Source organism: Streptomyces sp. NPDC088733 (assembly GCF_044751185.1).
Classification (GTDB): Bacteria; Actinomycetota; Actinomycetes; order Streptomycetales; family Streptomycetaceae; genus Actinacidiphila.
Map to the genome: position 1 here is coordinate 407,147 of NZ_JBIVLH010000003.1, position 22,424 is coordinate 429,570.

Annotated in this window: 18 protein-coding genes; 5 read left to right on the forward strand and 13 right to left on the reverse strand. The window is 71.8% G+C overall.

All coding sequences use genetic code 11. The annotated features are described in order from the left end of the window. Nucleotides 1-13: 13 nt before the first annotated feature. The 9 genes from ACIP64_RS07915 to ACIP64_RS07955 all read right to left on the reverse strand — a co-directional run bounded on the left by ACIP64_RS07915 (nucleotide 14) and on the right by ACIP64_RS07955 (nucleotide 13,192). Complete coding sequence (locus tag ACIP64_RS07915) at nucleotides 14-1,894, reverse strand: hypothetical protein (RefSeq protein ID WP_401582921.1); 1,881 nt, start codon at nucleotides 1,892-1,894, stop codon at nucleotides 14-16. A 127-nt stretch (nucleotides 1,895-2,021) separates the two neighbouring features. Continuing rightward, nucleotides 2,022-3,596 (reverse strand): Ig-like domain-containing protein, encoded by a 1,575-nt coding sequence (locus tag ACIP64_RS07920; RefSeq protein ID WP_401582922.1) that lies wholly within the window; start codon nucleotides 3,594-3,596, stop codon nucleotides 2,022-2,024. Between the two features lie 86 nt (nucleotides 3,597-3,682). Next, nucleotides 3,683-4,681, reverse strand: a complete 999-nt coding sequence (locus ACIP64_RS07925) for a hypothetical protein (protein ID WP_401582923.1) — start codon at nucleotides 4,679-4,681, stop codon at nucleotides 3,683-3,685. Between the two features lie 99 nt (nucleotides 4,682-4,780). Next, on the reverse strand, nucleotides 4,781-7,324 hold the full coding sequence (locus ACIP64_RS07930) for a hypothetical protein (RefSeq protein ID WP_401582924.1): 2,544 nt from the start codon (nucleotides 7,322-7,324) through the stop codon (nucleotides 4,781-4,783). After that, nucleotides 7,321-9,075 carry a phosphate ABC transporter substrate-binding protein PstS gene (locus tag ACIP64_RS07935; RefSeq protein WP_401582925.1) on the reverse strand — a complete coding sequence of 585 codons (1,755 nt, stop codon included), beginning with the start codon at nucleotides 9,073-9,075 and terminating at the stop codon, nucleotides 7,321-7,323. The genes ACIP64_RS07930 and ACIP64_RS07935 overlap by 4 nt, the downstream gene beginning before the upstream one ends. 50 nt (nucleotides 9,076-9,125) lie before the next feature. Continuing rightward, complete coding sequence (gene pstA, locus ACIP64_RS07940) at nucleotides 9,126-10,343, reverse strand: phosphate ABC transporter permease PstA (RefSeq protein WP_401582927.1); 1,218 nt, start codon at nucleotides 10,341-10,343, stop codon at nucleotides 9,126-9,128. Nucleotide 10,344: 1 nt separating this feature from the next. After that, a complete protein-coding gene (gene pstC, locus ACIP64_RS07945; RefSeq protein WP_401582929.1) occupies nucleotides 10,345-11,379 on the reverse strand; it encodes a phosphate ABC transporter permease subunit PstC in 1,035 nt (344 codons plus the stop codon). Beyond that, nucleotides 11,376-11,741 (reverse strand): hypothetical protein, encoded by a 366-nt coding sequence (locus tag ACIP64_RS07950; RefSeq protein WP_401582931.1) that lies wholly within the window; start codon nucleotides 11,739-11,741, stop codon nucleotides 11,376-11,378. Before ACIP64_RS07950 ends, pstC begins: the two co-directional genes overlap by 4 nt. A 932-nt stretch (nucleotides 11,742-12,673) precedes the next feature. Further along, nucleotides 12,674-13,192, reverse strand: a complete 519-nt coding sequence (locus ACIP64_RS07955) for an FxLYD domain-containing protein (protein ID WP_401582933.1) — start codon at nucleotides 13,190-13,192, stop codon at nucleotides 12,674-12,676. Nucleotides 13,193-13,390: 198 nt separating this feature from the next. Here ACIP64_RS07955 and ACIP64_RS07960 point away from each other — a divergent pair, with 198 nt between their 5' ends. After that, on the forward strand, nucleotides 13,391-13,819 hold the full coding sequence (locus ACIP64_RS07960) for a hypothetical protein (RefSeq protein WP_401582934.1): 429 nt from the start codon (nucleotides 13,391-13,393) through the stop codon (nucleotides 13,817-13,819). Between the two features lie 13 nt (nucleotides 13,820-13,832). Here the strand turns inward: ACIP64_RS07960 and ACIP64_RS07965 are convergent, their stop codons facing one another. Beyond that, nucleotides 13,833-14,909, reverse strand: a complete 1,077-nt coding sequence (locus ACIP64_RS07965) for a cation diffusion facilitator family transporter (protein WP_401582936.1) — start codon at nucleotides 14,907-14,909, stop codon at nucleotides 13,833-13,835. Nucleotides 14,910-14,927: 18 nt separating this feature from the next. Between ACIP64_RS07965 and ACIP64_RS07970 the strand changes: the two genes are divergently transcribed. Next, nucleotides 14,928-15,287, forward strand: a complete 360-nt coding sequence (locus ACIP64_RS07970) for an ArsR/SmtB family transcription factor (RefSeq protein ID WP_401582937.1) — start codon at nucleotides 14,928-14,930, stop codon at nucleotides 15,285-15,287. Between the two features lie 58 nt (nucleotides 15,288-15,345). On the opposite strand, the gene ACIP64_RS07975 is transcribed toward ACIP64_RS07970, so the two are convergent. Further along, nucleotides 15,346-17,367 carry a M3 family metallopeptidase gene (locus tag ACIP64_RS07975; protein ID WP_401582939.1) on the reverse strand — a complete coding sequence of 674 codons (2,022 nt, stop codon included), beginning with the start codon at nucleotides 17,365-17,367 and terminating at the stop codon, nucleotides 15,346-15,348. Between the two features lie 59 nt (nucleotides 17,368-17,426). Here ACIP64_RS07975 and ACIP64_RS07980 point away from each other — a divergent pair, with 59 nt between their 5' ends. Together ACIP64_RS07980 and ACIP64_RS07985 are read left to right on the forward strand one after the other, a co-directional pair. Then, entirely contained in the window at nucleotides 17,427-18,080 is a 654-nt protein-coding gene (locus tag ACIP64_RS07980) for a TetR/AcrR family transcriptional regulator (protein WP_401582941.1), read from the forward strand. A 190-nt stretch (nucleotides 18,081-18,270) separates the two neighbouring features. Then, the gene (locus tag ACIP64_RS07985) at nucleotides 18,271-18,474 is read left to right on the forward strand and encodes a MarR family transcriptional regulator (protein WP_319661490.1); all 204 of its coding nucleotides are present in this window, start codon (nucleotides 18,271-18,273) and stop codon (nucleotides 18,472-18,474) included. 3 nt (nucleotides 18,475-18,477) lie between these two features. Here the strand turns inward: ACIP64_RS07985 and ACIP64_RS07990 are convergent, their stop codons facing one another. Then, a complete protein-coding gene (locus ACIP64_RS07990) occupies nucleotides 18,478-20,742 on the reverse strand; it encodes an MMPL family transporter (protein WP_401582943.1) in 2,265 nt (754 codons plus the stop codon). 170 nt (nucleotides 20,743-20,912) lie between these two features. On the opposite strand from ACIP64_RS07990, the gene ACIP64_RS07995 reads away from it, so the two are divergent. Further along, a complete protein-coding gene (locus tag ACIP64_RS07995) occupies nucleotides 20,913-21,560 on the forward strand; it encodes a TetR/AcrR family transcriptional regulator (protein ID WP_401582944.1) in 648 nt (215 codons plus the stop codon). Nucleotides 21,561-21,627: 67 nt separating this feature from the next. Here ACIP64_RS07995 and ACIP64_RS08000 read toward each other — a convergent pair whose 3' ends face one another. After that, complete coding sequence (locus ACIP64_RS08000) at nucleotides 21,628-22,389, reverse strand: DedA family protein (protein WP_401582945.1); 762 nt, start codon at nucleotides 22,387-22,389, stop codon at nucleotides 21,628-21,630. Between the last annotated feature and the right edge of the window lie 35 nt (nucleotides 22,390-22,424).

A 22,424-nucleotide genomic window follows, 5' to 3' on the forward strand; every position in this document is an offset into this window, starting at 1 on the left:
TGGTGACGGACGCTCAGTCGTCCGAATCGGCCGTGGCGGCACGGCCCTTGCGGCCGCGCGCCCACTGGGTCGCGCCGAAGGCGACCACCAGGAAGGCGACGACGAAGCCGGCGAGCGACCAGGCGACGAGCGCGGTGTGGGAGCCCGATGAGGCGGCCGTGGCGACCAGGGGGTCGCCGGAGGTGCCACCCTGGACGTTCTGCGCGGCGGAGCCGGCCGGCGCGCCGCTGGGCACGCCCGCGCCCGTACCCGTTCCCGTGGCCGGGCCGACGGGGGCGGACGGATCGGCCTGACCCGTGCCGCCCTGCATGCCCTGCACCTCCTGGCCGCCGCCGGTCGTGCCCGCGGCGGGGTTCTCGGGCTCGGCCTGCGTGCCGTCGCGGTACGCGTCCTTGGAGACGAAGCGCACCGAACCGGTGAAGTCCCGCAGGCCCTTGTCGTCGAAGGCCCCCTTGAGGCACGTCGCCGTGAAGGTGTACGTGCCGTGCAGGTCGCGGAAACCGGCCGTGGCGGCGTAGTCCTGCATGGTGAAGGTGAGCGGGATCGTCAGGCCGCCGCCGACACCCTGCGGGTAGGTGCTGATCGGCGCGTTGCCGACGACGTTCTGGCCGCCCTTGGGGAAGCCGGCTCCGTGCACCCGGACGATGACGTACGTGGTGGCCGGCGGGCAGGGGGCCGCGGCGGTGAGCGTGATCGGCTGCATGGCCGAGCCGTGCGGCGGCGAGACCGAGAGGGCGCCGGGGGCGGCCGCGGCGGCGCTCGGCGCGCCCATCCAGCCCACCAGCGCGGCCAGCACCATGGCGACCGGCGCGGCCGCCTTCGCCTTGGGGGCCCGCTTGGACCCGGTGGGGGCGGGGCGGCCGGCAGGGGCGGCCGAACCCGGACGGCGGCGGCGCCCGCGGAGCCAGAAGAACAGACCGGCGCCGACGGCCAGGAGCACGACGGCCACCCAGATCCACGGCACGGCCCAGAAGCCCTGGGTGCGGGTCACCCGCGGCAGGATGGGGTGCTTGATGTCACCGCGCACGGAGACCGGGTCGACCTGCACGGTCGCGGTGTCGCGCACCGTGGGCAGCACGCCGGTGGCCTTGGCGGTGAACGTGAGCTTGGTGCCGGGCAGCAGCTCGGCCATGTCCTCGACACCGGTGATCTTGGCGGTGCCGCCGAACAGGTCGCGGACCTTCACGATCTGACGGGCACCCAGCCGGACGTTGCCGATGTTGCGGACGGTGTACGTGATGGTGGCGGAGCCGCTGCCGAAGGGGTTCGCCGTGCCGTGGTAGCTGGTGTGCACGTCCTCCACGGTCAGCCGGGGCTTGAGCTCGCCGGCCACCCGGACGTACACACGGGCGCCGACGCGCTGGTCGACCTTGACCCGGTCGCCCTTCTTGTCGGTGCGGACTCCCGCCAGCGACGCGACGATGCCGGCGACGTGGTCGCCCGGGGTCACGGCGGCGGGGACGGTCAGGGTGAAGGGCACGATGACCTTCGAGCGCCGCGGAATGGTCACGCGGCTCTTGCCGACCTTCACCCACGCACCGGCGTCCTTGGACTTGGCGCCGCCCGCGAGCAGGTCGAAGCCGCCCTCGGCCGTGTTGATGGCGTCGGCGGCGTACACGTTCAGGGTGAGCGGCTCGTTGCCGTAGTTCCAGACGGCGAGGTAGTCGCGCACCGCGGCGCCCGGGGTGACGCCGTACGAGAAGTTCGGCCGGGCGTCGGGCTTCTTCGCGGACGACGGCTGGACGCCGAAGGTGGTGCGCCCGTGCGGATCCGCGGCCGGCCGTGCGGACGACGGCTGTGCGGGAGCGGCCGAAGCGGCTTCGGCTGCGGGGAGAACGGCGAAGAGGCAGGCGGCCAGGACGGCGGCCAGCCGGCGGGCGGAACGCGTGATCATGTCAGGTCGTCCGTTCGGGCGCGGGCAGTACGGGAGGGTGAATGCGGCCGGAGGCCGGGACGGGCATCGCTGCCCGTCCCGGCCCGGGGCGGCCTCAGGTGGCACCGCCCCATGACCTGCTACCGGCTCAGATGGCCGTCAGCGTGAGGGTCGCGGTGTAGGTACCGGCGACGGTCGAGGTCGGAGCGTTCAGGGCGAGGTCCGCCCCGAAGTGCGCCGTGCCCAGACCGGTGCCGATGGCGAGCGAGCGGGAGGACTTCAGACCCGCCGTGCCCGCGTCCCCGGCCTCGGCACCGTGCGCCGCGTCGACCTTGGTGCCGGCGGTGACGGTCTGCGCCGGGGAGTGGTCGATGACGTTCGGGGTCCAGCCGAGGTTCTGGCCGTTGATGGCGTGGGTGCCGCCGTCGGAGAAGTCGGTCACCTGGCCGCTGGCGGACCAGCCCGGGTTACCGGCGCGGGTGTCGGTCAGGGTGACCGGGTTGATCTTGCCCGCGGTGGTGAGCAGGTCACCGTCGGCGTTGAGCACCGGCGAGGGCAGGGTCACGTGCGGGTTGTCCACGCTGATGGCCAGCGCGCCGGCCTCGACCGTGGTGGTGATGTCCTCGGAGGCGGAGACACCGCTGAAGGCACCGATCACGTACGGGATCGCGCCGGAGTCCGAACCGAGGTAGTCCGCCGTGTTGGCCGGGACGAAGGTCGCCGAGAAGGCGTGGTCGCCCTTGGGCAGGCTGCTGGTGGTGAAGGAGGCCTCACCGCCGTTGACCGGCACCGTGGCCAGCGTGGAAGTGTTGCCACCCACCGTGTCCTGGAACTTCACCGAGCCGGCCGCGGCGGCGGGCGCCACCGTGGCGCTCAGCTTGACCGGGCTGAACTGCGGCGCCGTGCCGGACGGGGAGACCGCCAGCGCGGTGGTGGTGGCGGTCGCCGGGGCGACGTTCACCTGGTAGTCCACCGCGGTGGACGTCGACGCGGCGTAGGCCGTGTCGGAGGGCGTGAACTCGGCCGTCAGCGAGTGGCTGCCCGAGGACAGGTTGCTCGTGGTGAGGGCCGCGGTGCCGCCGTTCACGGCCTTCGGCGTGCCGAGGGCGGCGCCGTTGTCCTTGAACTGCACCTCGCCCGCGACGCCGGCGGGGCCGACGGTCGCGGTCAGGGTGACCGGGGTGCCGGCGGTGACCGGGCTGTTCGGGGACACCGCGAGGGCGGTGGAGGTGGCCGTCTTCACGTCCGGGTCCGTGCTCTGGTACGTCGTGTTGGACGTGAACCAGATCGAGGACTTGAACTCACCGTAGATGGTGTCGCCGAACGCCTTGCGGCAGGTGACGGTGAACGTGTACTTGCCCTGAAGCGTGCTGAAGCCCGCCTCGTTGGCGTAGTCACGCATCGTCTCCGTCAGCGGGATGATGAGCCCGCCGGTCTCCGTCGAGTTGTAGGTCTCGAACGGGGAGTTGCCGACGACGTTCTGGCCCTCGTCCGGGAAACCCGCGCCCTGGACGTAGACAAGGATGTTGGTCGAGGGGTCCGGGCAGGGACCACTCATCGTGAAGTCCATGCTCTGGGTGTCGGAGCCGCGCGCGGGGTTGGCCACGGCGGTACCGATCTCGTCGGCGTGCGCGGCGGGGGCTACCAGCAGCCCGGCCGTCAGGACGGCCACCGTACCCGCGAGACCGCCCGCCAGGGCTCGCGAGAACTTGTTCTTCAACACAGTCGTGCTCTCCCTCTGGGAAGGATGAGAAAGTGGCGAAAGCGAAGGTTCAGACATCCATGGGGGGATGAAATGAAGCGACCGCGTCAGGGGGTCTGCTTGCTGGTGTCACCGCAGTTCGGGTTGGCCGCGAAGCCGTAGGTGTTGATCACGCCGGTCTGCTGGCAGACGAGCGAGTTCGAACCGACGAAGACGGTGCTCCAGGGAGCCGTGCCGATCTTGCTGGTCGGGATGACGTTGTAGACGTCGCGCTTCACACCGAAGTTGGTGTTGAGAACGTTGGGCGCGAGGCCGTCAATGGTGCCCAGGATCGCCCGGCCGCGCAGGTCGGCGACGGTCTGCGACGACTGCGAGTTGTACTGGGCGATGGAGAACGGAACGATCGACTTGTCGTCGAGCACGCGACCGTCGTGCTCCTGCACCGGGGCGCCGCCCTTGGTGTCCTTGATGCAGGGGTAGACGTTGGCGACCACGTCGGCCTCGGTGATGCCGACCGTGGACTCCCAGAAGGAGCGGGTGCCCGAACCGGCCTGCGGCAGAAGCGCCGTCAGCTTGTAGTTCGGGGCGGTGCCCACGTAAGCCGGGTCGCAGTGGTAGATCGCCTTGAGGTCGGCCAGGCCGAGCTTGCGCGGCACGGTGCTGCTGGGCGTGATCGCGTAGCTGACACCGTCCACGGCGAACGGGACGTAGGTCAGACCCGGGGTCGCGGCGGTCAGGGTCAGGCTGGAGGAGCGCGCGAAGTCCAGGCAGCCGTTGCCGGCGGTCAGCGACGTCAGCAGCGCGGTGCGGCCGGCGCCGGAACCGTTCGGACGCTGGATGGTGCAGCCCGGCGTCGTGGCGGGGTCCTTGGTGGTCACGTTCGCGGTGCCGGTGGCGTTGTACGAACCGATGACCTTGACACCGTTGATCGTGACGGCGTTGGCGATACCGTTCATCACGTCCTGGGTGGTGTCGGAGCCCACACCGGACAGCTGGCGGAAGGCCGGCGAGCCGGACGGGTCGGCAACTGCGACGCTGCCGCAGACGGTACCGGTGAGGAGGCCGGCGGCACCGATGGCCGCGACGACGAGCTTGCGGATGTTCACGTGAAATTACCTCTCGGCTAGGCTTTTGCCGGGTGGTGCCCGGCGCGATGGTTCAGACAGTTCGTTGGCGCGGACCTGTCGATGGTTCGAGTGCGGGCATCACCCCTTTCCTTGCGGTGTGTTGGGACCCCTCGTGCGCAGGGCCCGCAGGCCGGTCGCGACCCGCGGCGCCACTCTCGGCAGCAGGGGGCCGCAGACGGCCGCGACAAGGCCGGCCACGAGGGCGATCAGGAGGGCGAAGCGCGTCGCGCCGAGTGCCCAGTCGGGTGTGGGCGGCAGTGGACTGCCGGCGGCCACCGGAGTGGCCGAGGGAGTGCCCGAGGGCACGGCGGCCGGCGCCGAGGGCGCCTGCGACGCGGGCGGAGTGGGGGTGCCGGCCGGCGGGCCCGGAACACCGGCTCCGCCGTCACCGCCGCCGGTGCCGGTGCCGCTGCCACCCGCGCTCCCGCCGTCACCGCCGCCGCCCGTGCTCCCGCCGTTGCCGGGGTCGGGATCGGGATCGGAAACCGTGACGCCCGACCTGGACACGATGGCCGAGGCGGCCTGCAGGGTCTGCGAGCGCAGTGCCTGCGGCAGCGGGGCGTACCCGTCGGGCAGGGTGCCGGCGGAGACACCGGGACGCTGGCCCGAACCGACCGCGTACCGCAGCAGGTCGGCGTACTCCTGGCCTTCCTTCTTCCCGAGCTTCTCGGGCACGGTGGCCGCGTAGCTGAGCAGCGGGATCGGGTAGGCCGCGGCGTCCTTGGCGGCGGGGTCGTTCTTCAGCACGCCGGCGACGCCGCTGGGCTTCATGGTCTTCTGCGCCGCCAGGAGGGAGGCGGTGGTCGGTTCCACAAACTTGCCCGCGGCGTTCTGCAGGGCGGCGGTCACCAGCCCGTAGCGGTGCGCGGTCGCGGTGTCGGTCACCGCGATGACGGCCCGCTGTCCCGCCGGCTGCGGGGGGTCCTTCTTGTAGGCCGGCGGTTGGGTGGTGGCATCCCAGATCGTGCGGGCCAGGGTCTCGCCGCGTGCGACGGCGCGCGCGGCGGCGTGCATGTCGGTGGCGTAGGGGTGCTTGTCCTGGATGCACAGCGGGTTGTCGGGGTGGGTGTCGAACTCCTGGCAGAACGGGTCGCTCTTGGGGAAGGAGTTGATGGGCAACTGCAAGTTCTTGTAGTGCGGGTTGACCTTCATCCCCGAGAAGGTGGGGTCGCCGTGGGCACCGGTGTTGTCAGGGGTGCCGTCCAGGAACTCCCGGGCCGCCGGGTCCTGCTCCACCCAGCTCCACAGCGCCGACGTGGCGTCGGACAGCGGCTCGGCCACCAGGGCGTCGCCCAGGGACCCGCCGAAGTCGAGGTCCTTGAAATCCGGGTTGTACTTCAGGAACTCCGGGTCGTGGCCCAGGTTGAGCGGGTTGCTGATGGTGTTGTCCGCGAGGCGGGAGTTGCCGTCCGGGTAGGACTCGGAAAGGAGTTTGGCGACCAGCCGGGCGGTGAGGTTCAGCTTGCCGAGCCGGGTTCCGTTGCGTGCGACGACGTCTCCCGGGGCACCGAAGCCCGCCCGGCTCTCGATGAAGAAGCCGAAGGTCAGCCCGGACAGGGTCACCGGTGCGTACACCGGCTTCTGGTCCGCGGGGACCTGGTCCCCGGTCGCCGGCCGGTTGAGGAAGACCATGCCCGGCTTGCCCGAGACCAGCTTGGCGCGGGCCGTGTCGTCGGTGATCTGCGCGTAGCCGTAAATGGTCTTGGAGCCGTGCTGGCACAGCGTGGGCTGCCAGCGCACGACGGCCTCCGCGACGGCCTCGTCGCCGAGCGTGCCGCGCTCGTCGGCTCCGATGGGGCAGAAGTCGCCGATCGGCTCGAACTGCAGCGGGACGACGATGCGCTGCTTCCAGTTGGTCGCGCTGAGCGGCGAGGACTGCAGCAGGCCGCTGGGCTGGGTGCCGTACGCGCTGCCGTCCACCTCGCTCTCGCCGCGCGGCACGACGACCAGCCAGCAACTGCGGCCGGTGGTGGAGGTGTGTCCTTCGGGGACCTCGCCGCAGCCGAGGCCGGGGGCCTCCAGGGCGGTCTGGGTCTCGAAGTAGACCTCGCCGGTGCCGCCCGGGCCGCTGCGGGCGTAGGGGACCTCGTTCGAGGTGCTGACGTCGTAGAAGTCGTTCCAGTTGCCGGGATCGGTCTTGTCGCCGGTCACCGAACGGAAGGGGACGTAGGAGTTCCCCGACTTCGTCGGCGGCGGCAGTGTCTGCGCCGGGTCCTTGAGGCTGCCGTAGTTGAGCTGGCGGGTGTTGGTGTACGCGCCGGCGCCCTGGCTGCCCGCACCCGCGCCGAGCGCGGAGGAGCCGCCGAACTGGCACTGCTCGGGGTCGGGCCCGGTGGAGGCGTCGCCCCAGCACTGCATGATCTGGAGGTAGTCGGACGCGTAGTTGCTGTCCGAGACCGTCTCCGCGGCGCCCTTCCAGGAGACCTTGACCACCTGGTTGACCAGGTTCTTGGTCTGACTGACCGTCACCTTCAGGTTGGGGAAGGCGTCGTGGCCCGAGACCGTCACCTCGGACCCGGACGCGGCAGCCGCCACCGGAACGGAGGCCGGGGTCGTGGCACCGATGAGCGCAAGGGCGGCGACGGCGAGCAGGCCGGCCAGCTGCCGGCGGAGGGATCTCATGACCGCCCCTTGCGGCCGAGGCGGGAGTTGAGCAGCGGCGGCACGATGGTGAGGGCCACCAGCAGCACCGCGGCCAGCACCATCAGGGTCGTCTGGGTCCCGCCGCTGATGCTGCTCGCGGTCGTCACGGGCATCGGGTAGGCACCGTTGCCGCCGCCGTCGGCCGCGGCCGCGCCGTTGTCGACGACCTGACCGGTGTCCGGGTCGACCGAGGGCGAGGCGCTGCCGCCGCCGGTCGCGCCGCCGGCGCCGCCCGTGGCACCCGCGTCACCGCCGCCGGACGTCGCCGCGCCGCTGCCGCCGGAACCGCTGCCGGACGTCCCGGCCGAGCCGGTGGAGCCGCCGTTGCCGTTGGAGCCGTTTCCGCCACCGCTGCCGGACGTGCCGCCCGAACCGCCGCTGCCGCTGCTGCCGCCGCTGCCGCCGACGTTGGTCGGGGCCTTGGCACCGCCGGTGCCGGTCGCGCACTGCGTACTGCCCTGCTTGTCACAGGCGGGCGGGTACGGGGCGGTCTTGGCGAGGGTGTTGGTGCCGTTGGTGGAGAAGGTGGGGTTGTGGCAGTTCTTGATGTTGATCGACTCGGCCTTGACGCCGGGGATCTTGCGGACTTGATCGAGGCCCGCCTGCACGAGGTTGATCGGCAGCGGTGAGTAGCCGAGGTCGTCGACGCTCTGCTGGCCCTGGCAGAGGAAGTAGTACGCGAAGGCGCCGAGCGTCTTGCCCTTCTGCTCGTTGAACTTGTACTCCAGCTTGGTCGGAATGATCATGTAGCTGTAGCTGGAGAGCGGGTAGGTCCGCTTGTCGCTGTCGGTGTAGACCTGGTCGAGCTGCTGCGTCAGGTCCGGGTTGATGTGCGCCTTGAGCAGCGCGACCGCGACGTTGGTGGCCTTCGGCTCGACGTAGTAGCCGGCCTTGTTGAGCACCTTCACCACCGGGAAGCCGGTGGTGTAGACGGCGTAGGAGTACTCGACGTAGGTGATCGTGCCGACGTTGCCCGCCTGCGCGACATAGCCGGAGACACCGTTGGACCCCGCCTGGGCGACCATGCGGAGGCCGCTCACCAGCGGGAAGTTGGAGGTCTGCCCGCAGTGGGGGGTTTTGCGGCCGGCCTTGGCGCAGTAGTCGTCCCACAGCGAGCCGTACTGGTTGGCCATCCAGGTCGTGAACTGCGCGGTGGTGCCGGATCCGTCGGAGCGGACCACGGGGACGACCGGGAGTGCGGGAAGGGCGTTGGCGAGGGCGGGGTTGTCCGCCTTGATCGCCGGGTCGTTCCAGGTCTTGATGACGCCGGTGAAGATCTTGGTGATGACGTCGCCGGACAGCCGCAGGTTGGTGACCCGCTTGCCTGCGATCTTGAGGTTGTACATGAAGGAGGTGCCGCCCGCGACGATCGGCATGTACGCGTACTTGCGCGCGGGCGGCGGGTCGGCGACGCCGGAGTCCTCGATGCCGTACGGGATCTCGGAGACGCCGTAGTCCACCGTGCCGTTGCGGTACTGGTTGCGGCCGTCGGAGGAACCGGTACCGCTGTAGTTCACCGTCATGCCGTACTGCTTGACGTTGGCCCGCCACTGGTCGAGCGCGTTCTGGCTCCAGGTGGACCCCGCGCCCGAGATCGGGACGTACGTCGCGGCGGCGGCGGTGTCGGGCGTCGGCAGCACGGCCGTGAACAGCAGGGCGGCCAGCAGCGCGAGCAGTCTCACGGCCTGGGAACGGGTACGTGCGGGCGGTGCCGGACGGGCTCCGGGCATGACGGGCGGCTCCTGATCGGTACGGGTGGTGCGGTCTGGGCGGCGGGGGGTCACGAGTCGACCGGATCGGAATCGGCCGGTGCGGCGGGCCGCGGGGCCGCAGGCCGGCGGGCGCTCATGCGCACCACGTCCCGCTGCGAGGCCAGCACCCGGCGGTGCTGCTGACCGCGGCTCAGCTCGCCCGGACCGCGGCCGCCGATGGCGCGGGCCAGGACGAAGAGGATGAGCACCAGGAACATCAGCAGCGCCGCGGAACCGAATCCGCGGGCGATCATGTTCGGCTGGGGCGACCCGACGAGGGAGAAGGTCGCCAGCGGCAGCGAGATCTGCGCGCCCTTCAGCGGGTTGGTGTTGAGGCTGGCCGTGAATCCGGCGGTCAGCAGCACCGGCGAGGTCTCGCCGATGCCGCGGGCGGTGCCGAGGATCACCGCGGTGGTGAGGCCGGACCGCGCGGTGGGCAGCACCACGGTCCACACCGTCCGCCACTGGCCGGCCCCGAGCGCGTACGACGCCTCGCGCAGCGAGCTCGGCACCAGCCGGATGACCACGTCGGCGGCGCGGATGATGATCGGGAGCATCATCACGCTCAGCGCGAGCGCGGCGGCGAAGCCGGACTTCTCCAGGCCGATGATGAGGATGACGGTGGCGTAGATGAACAGGCCGGCCACGATGGACGGCAGGGCCGTCATCGCCTCGACGATGGTGCGGACGAAGCGCGCGTAGCGGCCGGGCACCTCGTTGAGGAACACCGCGCAGGCCAGGCCGAGCGGCACCGTGATCGCCAGGGCGATCGTGATGTGCTCCAGGGTGCCGACGATGGCGTGCAGCACACCGCCCTGGGTGAGCGGCTGGAGCGGGCCGGTGTCCGACAGGTCCTTGGTGAAGAAGTTCAGGTGGACCAGCGCCCCGTGGCCGCGCCACAGGGTGTAGGAGACCACGAAGACCAGCGCGATCAGGAGCAGCAGGGCCAGGCTCTGCCACACCACCGCCGCCACTCGGTCCCGTACCGCCGCGGCGTTCTGGTCGAGGGAGACCAGCACGGCGTACATGCCGAGGAAGCACACGTACGCGACGACGACGAAGCCGAGGAGCGAGTCGAACGGGGCGACCCAGAAGAACAGCAGCGAGGTCAGCGCGACCGCGCCGACCAGGGCTCCGGCTATCGCCAGGAGGTCGGTCAGGTGCACACCGGAGGTGTTGCGCCGGATCTCGGGCTCGTCGGGGCGGGCGGCCGGGGCCGTCCGCTCCTTGGTGAGGAGGTCACTCATCTCAGGCCTCCACCCCCGCGCCGGAGCGACTGCGCGCAACGATCGAGGAGGCGATGAAGTTGACGACCAGCGTCATGAGGAACAGGGCGAGGCCGGCGGCCATCAGGGCCGACATGCCGAACTCGGTCGCCGAGCCGTAGCGCAGGGCGATCAGCGCCGAGACGGAGTTGGCGCCGTTCTGCAGGATGTGCGGCTGGATGGCGAAGACCGGGGAGATGATCATGTAGACCGCGATCGTCTCGCCCAGCGCCCGGCCGAGGCCGAGCATCGTGCCGCCGATGATGCCGCCGAGCCCGAAGGGCAGGACGACGGTGCGCACCATGCCCCACTTGGTCGCGCCGAGCGCGTAGGCGCCCTCGCGCTCGCCCACGGGCGCCTGGGAGAAGGCCTCCCGCATCACCGAGCAGGCGATCGGCGTGACCATCAGCGCCACGACCATCCCCGCGATGAACGTGGAGGACGTGAAGACCGTGGCGGTCGCCAGCGGGTCGTCGGGGTCGGTGCCCGTGACCTTGAAGATCGGGATCCAGCCGAAGTACGTGGCCAGCCACCGGGACAGGCCGACGACGTGGCTCTGCAGGAAGAAGGCGCCCCACAGGCCGTACACCACGCTCGGCACCGCCGCCATGAGGTCCACGAGGCTGACGAGCGTGCGCCGCACGCGGCGCGGCGCGTACTCCGAGATGTACAGCGCGGTGCCCACCGCCAGCGGCACCGCGAAGGCGATCGCCGTCAGGCCGATCAGCACCGTGCCGGTGAGCACCGCGGCGATGCCGAAGTGGTGCGCATCGGGTTCCCAGGCCGCCGTGGTGAGGAACGAGAAGCCGGCGACGCTGAGCGCCTGCCACGCGCGGTAGGTGAGGAAGACACCGACCAGCAGCATGATGACGAGCACCGTCGCGCCGCTCCCCCGCGCCACGAGGCGGAAGGCGAGGTCGGCGCGCTCGGCGCTGCCGCGGATGTCGCGAGGGGCGTCGTCCACGGGATCGGGACCGGGCTCGGAGGAACGTCCGAACCCGGGAAGTGCGACGGTCATCGGACCCCCGCCCCGGCCCGCAGCCCGGTGGGCGGCGTGGTGTCCCGGGGACCCCGGGTCTCCTGGGCGTCGCCCGTGCCGCGGCCCTCGTCGGAGTCTTCTCGCGTAGACCCCGGCTGAGCTGCGGCCCGCAGACCGCGCAACCGCGGCCGGTGGGCCGTTCCTTCGGTCATCTCCGCGACGGTGACGGCGGCCAGGAACAGCCCCAGATTCTGCTGGCACTCGCGCTGGCGCTGGTAGGTGCGGCCGGACACCGCGACGTCCTTTCCACCGAGCGCGACCCGCCAGGTCCAGGTGCTGCCGGCATCCGCCATGGCCAGCTGCGCGCGGACCTGCCCGATGTTCTCTCGGAGCAGGAGCACGGCCGCCTGGCACTCGGCCAGGGACGCGTACGCGCGGGCGCTGCGGCCCAGTTCACGGTTGTTGGCACCGACCAGCCGCCAGCCGACCGCGGCGGGGCGGCCCTCGCCGCGCTCCTGCCGGTCGGTCCGGTCGTGACGGTCCTGTCTGTCGGGTCTGCCCGGTCTTTCGGGTCTTTCAGGTCTCTCGGGTCTCGCAGTGCGCGACGAACCCTCCGGGGAGAGGTCCGGGTCACCCGGATTCCCCGAACGCACATGCTGGACCCCTGGCAGGTACCTGCCATCCCCCTGGGCCAACATGTACAGAACGCGCGGCCGGACCATAAGGCCGACCTCCCTCCCCATTGTGTTTTTCGCGCAACAGGCCGAAATACATCCCCAAGCGGGACTGACAGTCGCGGCACATGAGGGGGTTGCGTTCAAGGAGGGGAGAACGCCGAACGGATGGAAGATGAACGAGACGTGCAGATCCACGCAAGGTAATGATGATCAAGGTTGCGGTGACGCTCCGCTTTTTCAGCCACGGTCCGACGCAGGCGATCTCACGCAGAAGCGGTACGCATCGAGCGGCAGTTGCGTGAGAACGATCGTCAACAGTCTTACAGGGACACGTAGTTGAAACTGGAGGCACAGATTCTCGCCATTCGCGGCCAGCCGCGGAGCGCGCCTGTGCAACCTGTTCAGAGGACGTTTCTCGCCAGTTCGCCGGCCACCGGGAGACGTTCACACGGCCGACGGCCGGCCGTCCCCGCGCGGGCGGTCCGACGCCCCGTCCGGCGCACCCGACTCCCTACCGGTGGGTACGAGAATCGCCCGCGATCCCGCGCGCGGAGAACCCGCGGCCCCCGGCCGCGGGCCCGCACGGCGACCGGAGTCGCCGGGGAGGGAAAGGCCCGTCCGCAACGGCGACGCCGGGCCGTTCCTGCCGCACCGCGTCAATTCGCGGCGGTGCGGCCCACTTCGGTCACCTTGCAGGTGATGTCGCCCGCCGCCGGGCCGGTTCCCTGGGCGCTCTCCTTCACCGAGGCCCCGCCGGCCAGTCCCGTGGTCGTCGCGACGCCCTGGGAGATCAGGTGTCCCGTCGAGTCGCTGAACTCCACGCGCACCTGGTAGTCGGCGCTCTTGTCCCCGTGGTTGGTGATGGTCACCTCGGCACTGGGCGACTTGGTGAAGTCCGTGAGCCCGCACGAGTCGATCTTCACATCGTCCTTGAACTGGCCCTGCCCGGCGGCGTCCTGCGTCGGCTCGGTGCTCACCGCCGGCGCTTTGCCGCCGGAGTCCCCGTCGCCGCCGGTGCGGAGGGCGAACGCGACACTGCCGCCGACCACGACGAGGATGGCGACGATGCCGAAGCCGAGTATTTTCCCCGCCCCCGACTTCTTCGGCGGCTGGACCCAGCCGGGTCCTTGGGACGGGTGCGAACCCGGTGGTTGCGTGTGCGACGACTGTGTCACAGGAGCCCCCTGAGGCTTGGGTGTGGGGGACACCGTGACATCACCCTCACAGTCCGCGCAGACATGCGAGCGGTCTGTGATGTTGCCGTGACCGATCCGGTACTGATCATTCCTCGCAGTCATCACCGTTCCCCCGCGGACGTCCCCCGGGCGCACACTGGGAGATCCGTGGCCACGCGACGCCCGACCGGAGGAGCCATGTCCCCGTACGAGCAACTCGCGGCGCTGGCCGCGCTCCTGGACCAGGCGGTGGCCGCCCAGCCGGAGGCCGACCGCGTGATCGCCGCGTGCGGCGAGCGGGGCCCGGTCCCCACGGAAGTGGCCCGTGACGGCAGCCGGCAGGCGGCGGTGCTGCAGGGCATCGCCCAGCGGCTGCGGGACCTGCCCGTCGACGGGGAGCGGGCGAACGCGCGCGACGAGGCCGTCCGGCTGCTCACGTACGACCACTGGATGGTGCGCCAGGCACTCAATCTGGCCTTCACCGCCAACGCCGACACCCTCACCGAGGCCGCCCGTCTGCGACTCAACGGACTGGGCGCCCCCGCCGACCGGTTGCGGGAACTGGCCGGACGGATCAGGGGCGCGGCCGCACAGGCGGCGGCCGACCACGGCACGGGACCGCGCTGAACCGCGCCGTACCTCACGTGCCGTGGTGGGCCAGGCCGGCGTGCGGATCCGGAAGGCCGGCCGCCGGCGCCGGGTCGGGGTGGACCAGGGCGGCGCTCAACCGGGGAACGGCATGCAGCAGCGCGTGCTCGGCGTCCACGGCCACCTGGTGCGCCGCGCGCAGGTCGAGCGAACCGTCCACGACGACGGCAACCTCCGCCCGCACCCGGTGGCCGATCCAGCGCAGCCGCAGTTCGGCGACGTCCAGGACTCCGGGCCGGTCGCGGAGCGCACGCTCGGCGGCGTCGACGAGCGCGGGGTCGACGGCGTCCATGAGGCGGCCGAACACCTCGCGCGCCGCGTCACGGAGCACCAGCAGGATGGCGGCGCCGATGAGCAGCCCGACGACCGGGTCGGCCGCGCGCCAGCCGAGTGCCGCGCCGCCCGCGCCGAGCAGCACGGCCAGCGACGCGAAGCCGTCGGTACGGGCGTGCAGTCCGTCCGCCACGAGCGCGGCCGAACCGATCCTGCGCCCGATGCGGATGCGGTAGCGGGCCACCCATTCGTTGCCCGCGAATCCGGCGAGCCCGGCGGCGGCCACCGCCGGCAGGTGGGACACGTCCCGCGGGTCCATCAGGCGGTCCAGCGCCTGGTACCCGGTGACGACCGCGGACGCCGCGATCGTGGCGACGACGACGATCCCTGCCAGGTCCTCGGCCCTGCCGTAGCCGTAGGTGAAGCGGCGGGTGGCGGCGCGCCGTCCGAGCAGGAACGCCAGGCCCAGGGGGAGGGCGGTCAGCGCGTCGGCGGCGTTGTGCACGGTGTCGCCGAGCAGCGCGACCGACCCGGACAGCACGACGACGGCCGCCTGCACGGCGGCGGTGGCGCCGAGGACCGCCAGCGAGATCCACAGGGCGCGGATGCCCTCGGCGGAGCCTTCGAGGGCGCGGTCCAGCTTGTCCGCGGCGGCGTGGGAGTGGGGGCGGGCCCTGCCGTGGCCGTGGCGGTGCTTGTCGTCTCGGCCGTGGCCGTGCGTATGGCCGTGGTCGTGGTCGTGGCCGTGCGGCTGTCCGTGACCGTCGTGCGGATGGGGGTGCCGGTGCTCGTCCATGACTGTCATTATGTGCGTATGAGCGCACGCATGCACCTGTCACCTGCACAGGATGCGCACCCGCGAGACCCTGGCGCCGAGCAGTACGCCATCGCCGCCGACCTGCTCGGGCTGCTCGCCGACCGCACCCGGCTGCGGATCCTGCACGCTCTGGGACAGCGGGAGGCCGATGTCGGCACGCTGACCGAGATGTGCGGCGCCGCCCGCCCGGCCGTCAGCCAGCACCTGGCGAAGCTGCGGCTGGCCGGGCTGGTGACCGTGCGGAAAGAGGGGCGCCGCATGGTCTACGCCCTGGCCGACGGGCATCTGCGCCGGGTGGTCGACGAGGCGCTGAGCCTCGCCGACCACCGCATCAGCGGGGCACGGCCGCACGACTGACCGGGCGGCGGCGGCGGCGCTGCTGCTTGCCGCCGCCGCCGCCGCTGAAGGTGCCTGCTCAGCCGGTCAGGCCCCGGCGGGCCAGCAGCGGCCCGATCTCCGGCGCCCGTCCCCGGAAGCCCTCGTACGCCGCGAGCGAGTCGACACTGCCGCCGCGCGAGAGCAGCTCGCGCCGGAAGGTGTCGCCGTTCTCCCGCCGCATGCCGCCGTTCTCCCTGAACCACTCGACGGTGTCGGCGTCCAGGACCTCGCTCCAGAGGTAGGAGTAGTAACCGGCGCTGTAGCCGTGGGCGAAGATGTGCGCGAAGTAGGTGCTGCGGTAGCGCGGCGGGACGGCCGGCAGTGCGAGACCCGCCTCCTTCAGCGCGGCCGCCTCGAACTCCTCGGCGTCGCCCGGGTCGTGGCCGGCCGGGATGGAGTGCCAGGCCCAGTCGAGCACGGCCGCCGCCAGGGCCTCGACCGTACGGAAGCCCTGCCCGAAGCGCTCGGCGGCCTCCATGCGGGCCACCAGGTCCGCGGGCATCGGCTCGCCGGTCTCGTGGTGCCGGGCGTAGTGCGCCAGCACCTGCGGCCAGGTCGCCCACATCTCGTTCACCTGGGACGGGTATTCGACGAAGTCGCGCGGGACCGAGGTGCCGGAGAAGAAGGGGTACCGGACGTCGGAGAGCAGCCCGTGCAGCGCGTGGCCGAACTCGTGGAAGAGGGTGTGGACCTCGTCGAAGGTGAGCAGGGCCGGCTCGCCCGGCGCGGGCTTGGCGACATTGAGGTTGTTGACGACCACGGGCTTGCGGCCGAACAGGTGCGACTGGTCGACCAGGCTGTTCATCCAGGCGCCGCCGCGCTTGGAGGCGCGGGCGAAGAAGTCGCCGAGGTAGAGGCCCAGCGGTGCGCCGTCGGCGTCGAAGACCTCGAAGACCCTCACGTCGGGGTGGTAGCCGCTCAGGTCGGGGCGCTCGGTGAAGCTCAGCCCGTACACCTGGCCCGCGGCGTGGAAGACACCGTCCTTCAGGACCCGGTCGAGCTCGAAGTACGGGCGCATCGCGGCGGCGTCGATGTCGTACTCGGCCTTGCGGACCTTCTCGGACCAGTACGTCCAGTCCCACGCCGCGAAGTCCGCGAGGCCCGAGGCCTCCGCCAGCGCCGCCGCCTCCCGCTCGGCGTTGGCGACGGCGGCCGGGACGAGCCGGGTCAGCAGGTTCGTGACCGCCTCGGTGGTGCCCGCGGTCTGGTCGGCGACGACGTACGCGGCGTGCGAGGGGTAGCCGAGCAGCGCGGCGCGGTCGGCGCGCAGCCGGGCGAGCCTCACCACGACGGCGCGGTTGCTCGTGAGACCGCGGCCCAGGGACGCCTCCAGCAGCCTGCGGCGCAGGGCGCGGTCGTCCAGGGAGGCGAGTTCGGTCTGGTTGGAGAAGTTCTTCAGGCTCAGCACGTAGCGGCCGTCGTGACCGAGGGCGGTGGCGTTGGCGGCGGCCGAGGCGATGGCGTCCGGGGACAGGCCGGCGAGTTCGTCCGCGCTGTCCAGGACGATCGCGGCGCCCTTGGTGTCGGCGAAGAGGTTCTGCTCGAAGGTGGTCGAGGCCTCGGCGATCTCGCCGTTCAGCTCACGCAGCCGCTCGCGGCCCTCGGCGGTGAGTTCGGCACCGGCGCGGACGAAGCGGGTGTGGTAACGCTCCAGCAGCCGCAGGGACTCGGCGTCCAGGCCGAGTTCGTGCCGCGTGTCGTGGAGCGTCCTGATGCGGGCGAAGAGGTCCGGGTCGAGGTGGATGGCGTCGGCGTGCGCGGCGAGTGCCGTGTTGACGCGGGCCTCGATCTCCTGCACGGCGGGGCTGGTGTCGGCGGCCGCACGGTTGAAGAAGACGTTCGAGACGCGGCCCAGCAGGTCGCCGGAGCGCTCCAGGGCGACGATCGTGTTCTCGAAGCCCGGCGGCTCGGGGTCCGCCGCGACGGCCCGCACCTCGGCGAGCTGCTCGGCCATGCCGCGCTCGAAGGCCGGCAGGTAGTGCTCGTCCTGGATGTCGGCGAACGGCGGCAGCTCGTAGGGGAGGGTGCTCGGACTGAGGAAGGGATGCGTCGAGGTCACGCGACCGACCCTACGCCCGACGCATTCCGGGCGGACGCGGCCTTTCGTAGGATGGCCGGGTGACAACCCCCCGTACGGACAACCGGGTCCGGCGCGGCAACGAGACGCGCCGCCTGGTCCTGAGCCGCGCCACGGCCCTCGCCTCGGTCGAGGGTCTCGAAGGGCTGTCCCTGGGCAGGCTGGCGGCCGAGCTGGGACTGAGCAAGAGCGGGGTGTTCGCCCTCTTCGGTTCCAAGGAGGAGCTTCAGCTGGCCGCCGTCCGCGCGGCCCGCGAGCTGTACTTCGACCATGTGGTGCGGCCCCCGCGCGAACTGCCTCCCGGTATCGCCCGGGTGTGGCGGCTGTGCGAGGGGTGGCTGGAGTACTCCCGGAGCCGGGTGTTCCCCGGCGGGTGCTTCTTCCTCGCCGTCGCGGCCGAGTTCGACGCGCGGACCGGTCCGGTGCACGACCTGGTCGCCGATGCGCGCCTGGAGTGGATCACCTATGTCGAGATCACCGTCGAGAAGGCCCGCGGGGCCGGGCAGTTGCGCGCCGACCTCGATGTGCCCCTGCTGGCCTTCGAGCTGATCGCGCTGATGGAGTCGGGCAATCTCCACTCGGTGCTCTTCGACGACGCCTCCGCCTACGCCAAGGCGGGCACCGCCATCCTCGCGCGGCTGCGTGCCGTCGCCTCGGCGGAAGCACCGCCCCTGCCCGCCCGGTTCGGGGACTGAGGGTTCGCCCGGACGGAGTTCCGGTCCCGTCCGCCGGACGGGTGTCCGATCATCACCACCTCTGCCAGGTTTGTCACTGTTACGCGGGCTTCGCGTAACAGCTGATCAACAGGCCCTTTCACCCGTCATCCCATGTCGTTGACCCGGCGAGGCTGACCGCTCGAAGCCATCGCGAGGAGGTGCGTGTGAGATGACGGATCGGACCCTCTGGTCGTACGCCGAGATCGCCGCTCACATCGGGGTCCAGGTCGACACGGTGCGCTCGTACCGGAAACACGGGCACCTGCCGCCGCCCGACGTCGTGGAGGCCGGCAAACCCTTCTGGTACGCGGACACCATCCGTCTGTGGAGCTCCCGGCGGCCGGGCAACAGAGGCCGCCGGGAGCTCGGCTGACGCTCAGCCGGTCGCGGCGGGCTCCGGGTCCCGCGCGGGCTCCTCCCGCGCCGGGGCCCCGCCCGGCCCCTCCCCCTCGCTCAGCCCGAAGCGTTCGTGCAGCCGCTTGAGCGGTCCCGGCGCCCACCAGGTGGCCCGTCCGGTCAGCCGCATCACGGCCGGCACGAGCAGCGTGCGGACCACCATCGCGTCCATCAGCACGGCCAGCGCGATCCCGAGGCCCAGCATCTTGGTGTTGGCGACCCGGGACGTGCCGATGGCCACCATCACCACCGCCAGGATCACCGCGGCCGCGGTGATGAGGCCGCCGGTGCGGCGCACCCCGAAGACCACGGACGACCGGTGGTCACCGGTGCGGTCGTACTCCTCCTTGATGCGCGACAGCAGGAAGACGCCGTAGTCCATCGACAGCCCGAAGGCCACGCAGAACATCAGCACGGGCAGGGTGGTCTCGATACTGCCGGTCGCGGTGAAGTCCAGCAGCCCCGACAGATGGCCGTCCTGGAAGACCCACACCACGGCGCCGAACATCGCCGTCAGGCTCAGGGCGTTGAGCAGCACCGCCTGCACGGGGATGACAACGGAGCCGGTGAGCAGGAAGACCAGCAGCAAGGTGACCGCGGCGATCATCCCGGCCGCCCACGGCAGCCGGTCGGCTATGACGTCCTTGGTGTCCACGAGTTGGGCGGCCGTGCCGGTCGCCGAGGTCGTGAAGGGTGCGTCGACCGCCCGGATCCTGTCCACGAGGTCCTGGCCGGCCGGGTCCACCGCCGCCGTCCTCGGCAGCACCGTCAGATAGGCCGCCCCGCCGGCGGCCCGGGCCGCCTCGGCCGGGCCGGGCGCGGCGCTGAGCTCTCCGGAGGCGTACTGCCCGGCGGGGCCGTCGACGACGACCACCCCGGGCAGCCGGGACAGTCTGCTGCTGTAGGCCCCGAGCTGTGCGGACGTCGGGCCGCCCTCGGCGAGCACGGTGATCTCGTCGCCCGGGTTGCCGGGGAAATCGTCACGGATGTGCTGCTGCACGACATGGGCCTCGGCCGTCGCCGGCAGCTGGCGGTCGTCGGCCGTGCCGAACTGCACCTGGAGGAAGGGGACTCCGAGCAGCACCAGCCCCGCGATCGTGCCGGCCGCGAAGAGCGGTGCCCGGCGCATCACCAGAGTGGCGAGCCGGGCGTACCCCGCGCCGGGTTCCCGTGCGCTCCGCCGGCGCGGCAGGATCCTGCGCAGGTCCAGGGCGTTGACCCGGTGGCCCAGCAGCACCAGCGCCGCCGGCAGGATCACCAGGGCGGCGCCCGCCGCCAGCAGCACCACCGCGATGCCCGCGTAGGCGAACGAGCGCAGGAAGTACTGCGGGAACAGGAACATCGCGGACAGGGCCGCGGCCACGGTGAGCGCCGAGAAGAGCACCGTACGGCCCGCAGTGCGGAGCGTCGCCCCCACCGCGGCCCGCGGATCGGCGCCCGCGTCCAGTTCCTCCCGGAAGCGGCGCACGATGAACAGGGCGTAGTCGATGGCGAGTCCGAGCCCCAGGGCGGTGGTGAGGTTCTGGGCGAAGATCGATACGTCCGTGAACGCCGTGATGCCGCGCAGCACGGCGTTGGTGCCGAGGATCGCGACGATGCCGATCACCAGCGGCAGCATCGCGGCCACGGCGCTGCCGAAGACCATCACGAGCAGCAGCAGGGTCACCGGCAGGGCGATGACCTCCGCGCGGGCCAGGTCGTCCTGGATGGTGGTCTGCAGTTCCTGCCGGAAGGCGGCGAGGCCGCCGACCCTGACCTCCACCGGGCCGTGCTCCCCGCGGTACGCGGGGGCGAGGCGCTCGACGGTCTTGGCGATCGCGTCGTCGTCGCCGGCGATGCGGGCGGCGATCATGGCCTCGCCGCCGTCCTTGGCGCGCAGGGCCGGCGCCGAGGTGGTCCAGTAGGAGGTGACACCGCTGACGTCCTTGTCCGCGGCGAGCCTGCGGCCGAGTTCGCGGCCCTCGGCGGCCACGGCCGGGGAGTCCACCCCGGCCCCCCGGCTGTCGACGAGGAGGATCAGATTGGGCTGGGAGTCCGGGAAGTACTTCTGCAGGGCCGCGTTGGCGTACGACGACTCGGAGCCGGGCGCTTCCCAGCCGCCGCTGTGCAGCCGCTCCGCTACCCCGCTGCCCGCGACCACAGCGAGAGCGGTGAACAGCAGCGCGAGGAGCAGGGTGAGTCCCGGCCGGGCGGTGGTCACCCGGGTCCAGACCCCTGGCGGGCGCCCGCGGTTGACATCGGACATGACAGAGGTGTCCCCTCCCATGAAGAACAGCCGTAAACTGGCCAACACGAGCGATCACTCGCGTTTCTTCAGAATGCGAGCGGCCACTCGCGTTTGTCAACAGTGATTGGGGAGTACACGTGCCCGAGGAGCAGAGACCGCGCCGTCGTCAGGCACGCGGGGAACGGCGCGTGGCACAGCTGCTGGACGCCGCGGCGGACGTCTTCCGCAAGGTGGGCTACACCGCGGCGAGCACGAACGCCATCGCGCGTGAGGCCGGTGTGTCGCCCGGCACGCTCTACCAGTTCTTCCCCAACAAGGAAGCCATCGCCATCGAGCTGGGCAGCACCCTCAACCTGCGGATGCGCGAGGCGCACGGCGAGCTGTTCACGCCGGAGAACGCCTCGCTGCCGCTGCGCGAGATGCTCGACGTGATCGTCGACCCGATGATCGACTTCAACTGCGAGAACCCGGCCTTCCTCGCCCTGGTCCACGACAGCGACGTACCGGGCTCGGTCACATCGGAGCACGACGCCTTGCACAGCTCCCTCCTGGAGCGGGTCGAGACGCTGCTCGGCCTGCGCGCCCCCGACCTGTCCGCGGCGGAGCGGACGCAGGTCGCGGCCATGGCCTTCGGGCTGTTCAAGGCGGGCCTCGCCCTAGTCGTCGGGCACGAGGGGGCGGAGCGCGCCGCCTACACCGGCGAGCTCAAAAACGCCCTGTTCGGCTACCTCGCACCGCGCCTCGGGACCGGACCGGTCGACGTGACGGCGGCAGCCGCGGCGGCCGGGGTCGCCGGCGCTCCCGCACCGGGCACCAGCCCGGCCCCGGCCGGCTGAAGCCCTCCCGGCAGGAAGGGCCGGGAGGCCGCAAAGGCCCTGGCCGCGAGCCCCGAGCCCGGGGAACTCACACCGTCCCGCCGCCGCGTACCCGGCCCGGTGCCGCCGCCGCACCCCCGCCGTCCGCGCCGAGTCCCTGCTCGTCGCTGACCCGCGGCCCCGGAGGAACCGTCCCTCCCGACGCCACCACCCGCCCGGCGGCCGCACTCTCGGCCGCCGCGCGGCGCCCGGACACCACCTGCGCCAGGCTGCCGAGCCCCGCCACGAACAACGAGACGCCCAGGCCGAGTCCCACCGCGTACAAGGAGTTGGACATGGCCAGGCCGCCGAAGTAGCCGAGCCCAACGGAGTAGGTCGCCCACACCCCCTCGGCCACGCCCGCCCCGATCAGATAGCGCCGCGCCGGGTACCGGACGATCCCCGCGGCCAGCCCGCCGATCACCCGGCCGCTGGGCAGGAAGCGCACACCGATCACGAAGGGCACGCCGTGGCGCTCTATGCGGGTGCTCGCCCACTCCAGCAGCGCCCGGCGCCGGGGCTTGCGGTACAGGCGCGTCAGGACGCTGCCGCTCACCGCCCGGCCGATCCGGTGGATGACCATGTCACCGAGGACCGCGCTGCCCGCGACCGCCAGCAGCACCAGCCCGATGTCCAGCCGTCCCTGGGCGGCCAGCACCCCGCCGGTCACCAGCAGGGCGGAGTTGGGTACCAGCGGCGGCGCGGTCGTGGCCGCGAGCACACCGTAGGCCCACAGCGCATGGCCGTCGCGCAGGTACCCCTCGAGACCTGCGGTGAAGTCGAGGGCCGACACAAATCGTGCAACGTCCATACCGCCGCCCCTCTTCCCGCCCGGACCCGGTTGTC

What these genes read in the sequence shown, in the direction of transcription:
- ACIP64_RS07915 (WP_401582921.1), bottom strand. Translation starts at nt 1,894, where the DNA reads ATGATCACGCGTTCCGCCCGCCGGCTGGCCGCCGTCCTGGCCGCCTGC.
- ACIP64_RS07930 (WP_401582924.1), bottom strand. Translation starts at nt 7,324, where the DNA reads ATGAGATCCCTCCGCCGGCAGCTGGCCGGCCTGCTCGCCGTCGCCGCC.
- ACIP64_RS07935 (WP_401582925.1), bottom strand. Translation starts at nt 9,075, where the DNA reads ATGCCCGGAGCCCGTCCGGCACCGCCCGCACGTACCCGTTCCCAGGCC.
- pstA (WP_401582927.1), bottom strand. Translation starts at nt 10,343, where the DNA reads ATGAGTGACCTCCTCACCAAGGAGCGGACGGCCCCGGCCGCCCGCCCC.
- pstC (WP_401582929.1), bottom strand. Translation starts at nt 11,379, where the DNA reads ATGACCGTCGCACTTCCCGGGTTCGGACGTTCCTCCGAGCCCGGTCCC.
- ACIP64_RS07960 (WP_401582934.1), top strand. Translation starts at nt 13,391, where the DNA reads ATGTCCCCGTACGAGCAACTCGCGGCGCTGGCCGCGCTCCTGGACCAG.
- ACIP64_RS07965 (WP_401582936.1), bottom strand. Translation starts at nt 14,909, where the DNA reads ATGGACGAGCACCGGCACCCCCATCCGCACGACGGTCACGGACAGCCG.
- ACIP64_RS07970 (WP_401582937.1), top strand. Translation starts at nt 14,928, where the DNA reads ATGAGCGCACGCATGCACCTGTCACCTGCACAGGATGCGCACCCGCGA.
- ACIP64_RS07985 (WP_319661490.1), top strand. Translation starts at nt 18,271, where the DNA reads ATGACGGATCGGACCCTCTGGTCGTACGCCGAGATCGCCGCTCACATC.
- ACIP64_RS07990 (WP_401582943.1), bottom strand. Translation starts at nt 20,742, where the DNA reads ATGTCCGATGTCAACCGCGGGCGCCCGCCAGGGGTCTGGACCCGGGTG.
- ACIP64_RS08000 (WP_401582945.1), bottom strand. Translation starts at nt 22,389, where the DNA reads ATGGACGTTGCACGATTTGTGTCGGCCCTCGACTTCACCGCAGGTCTC.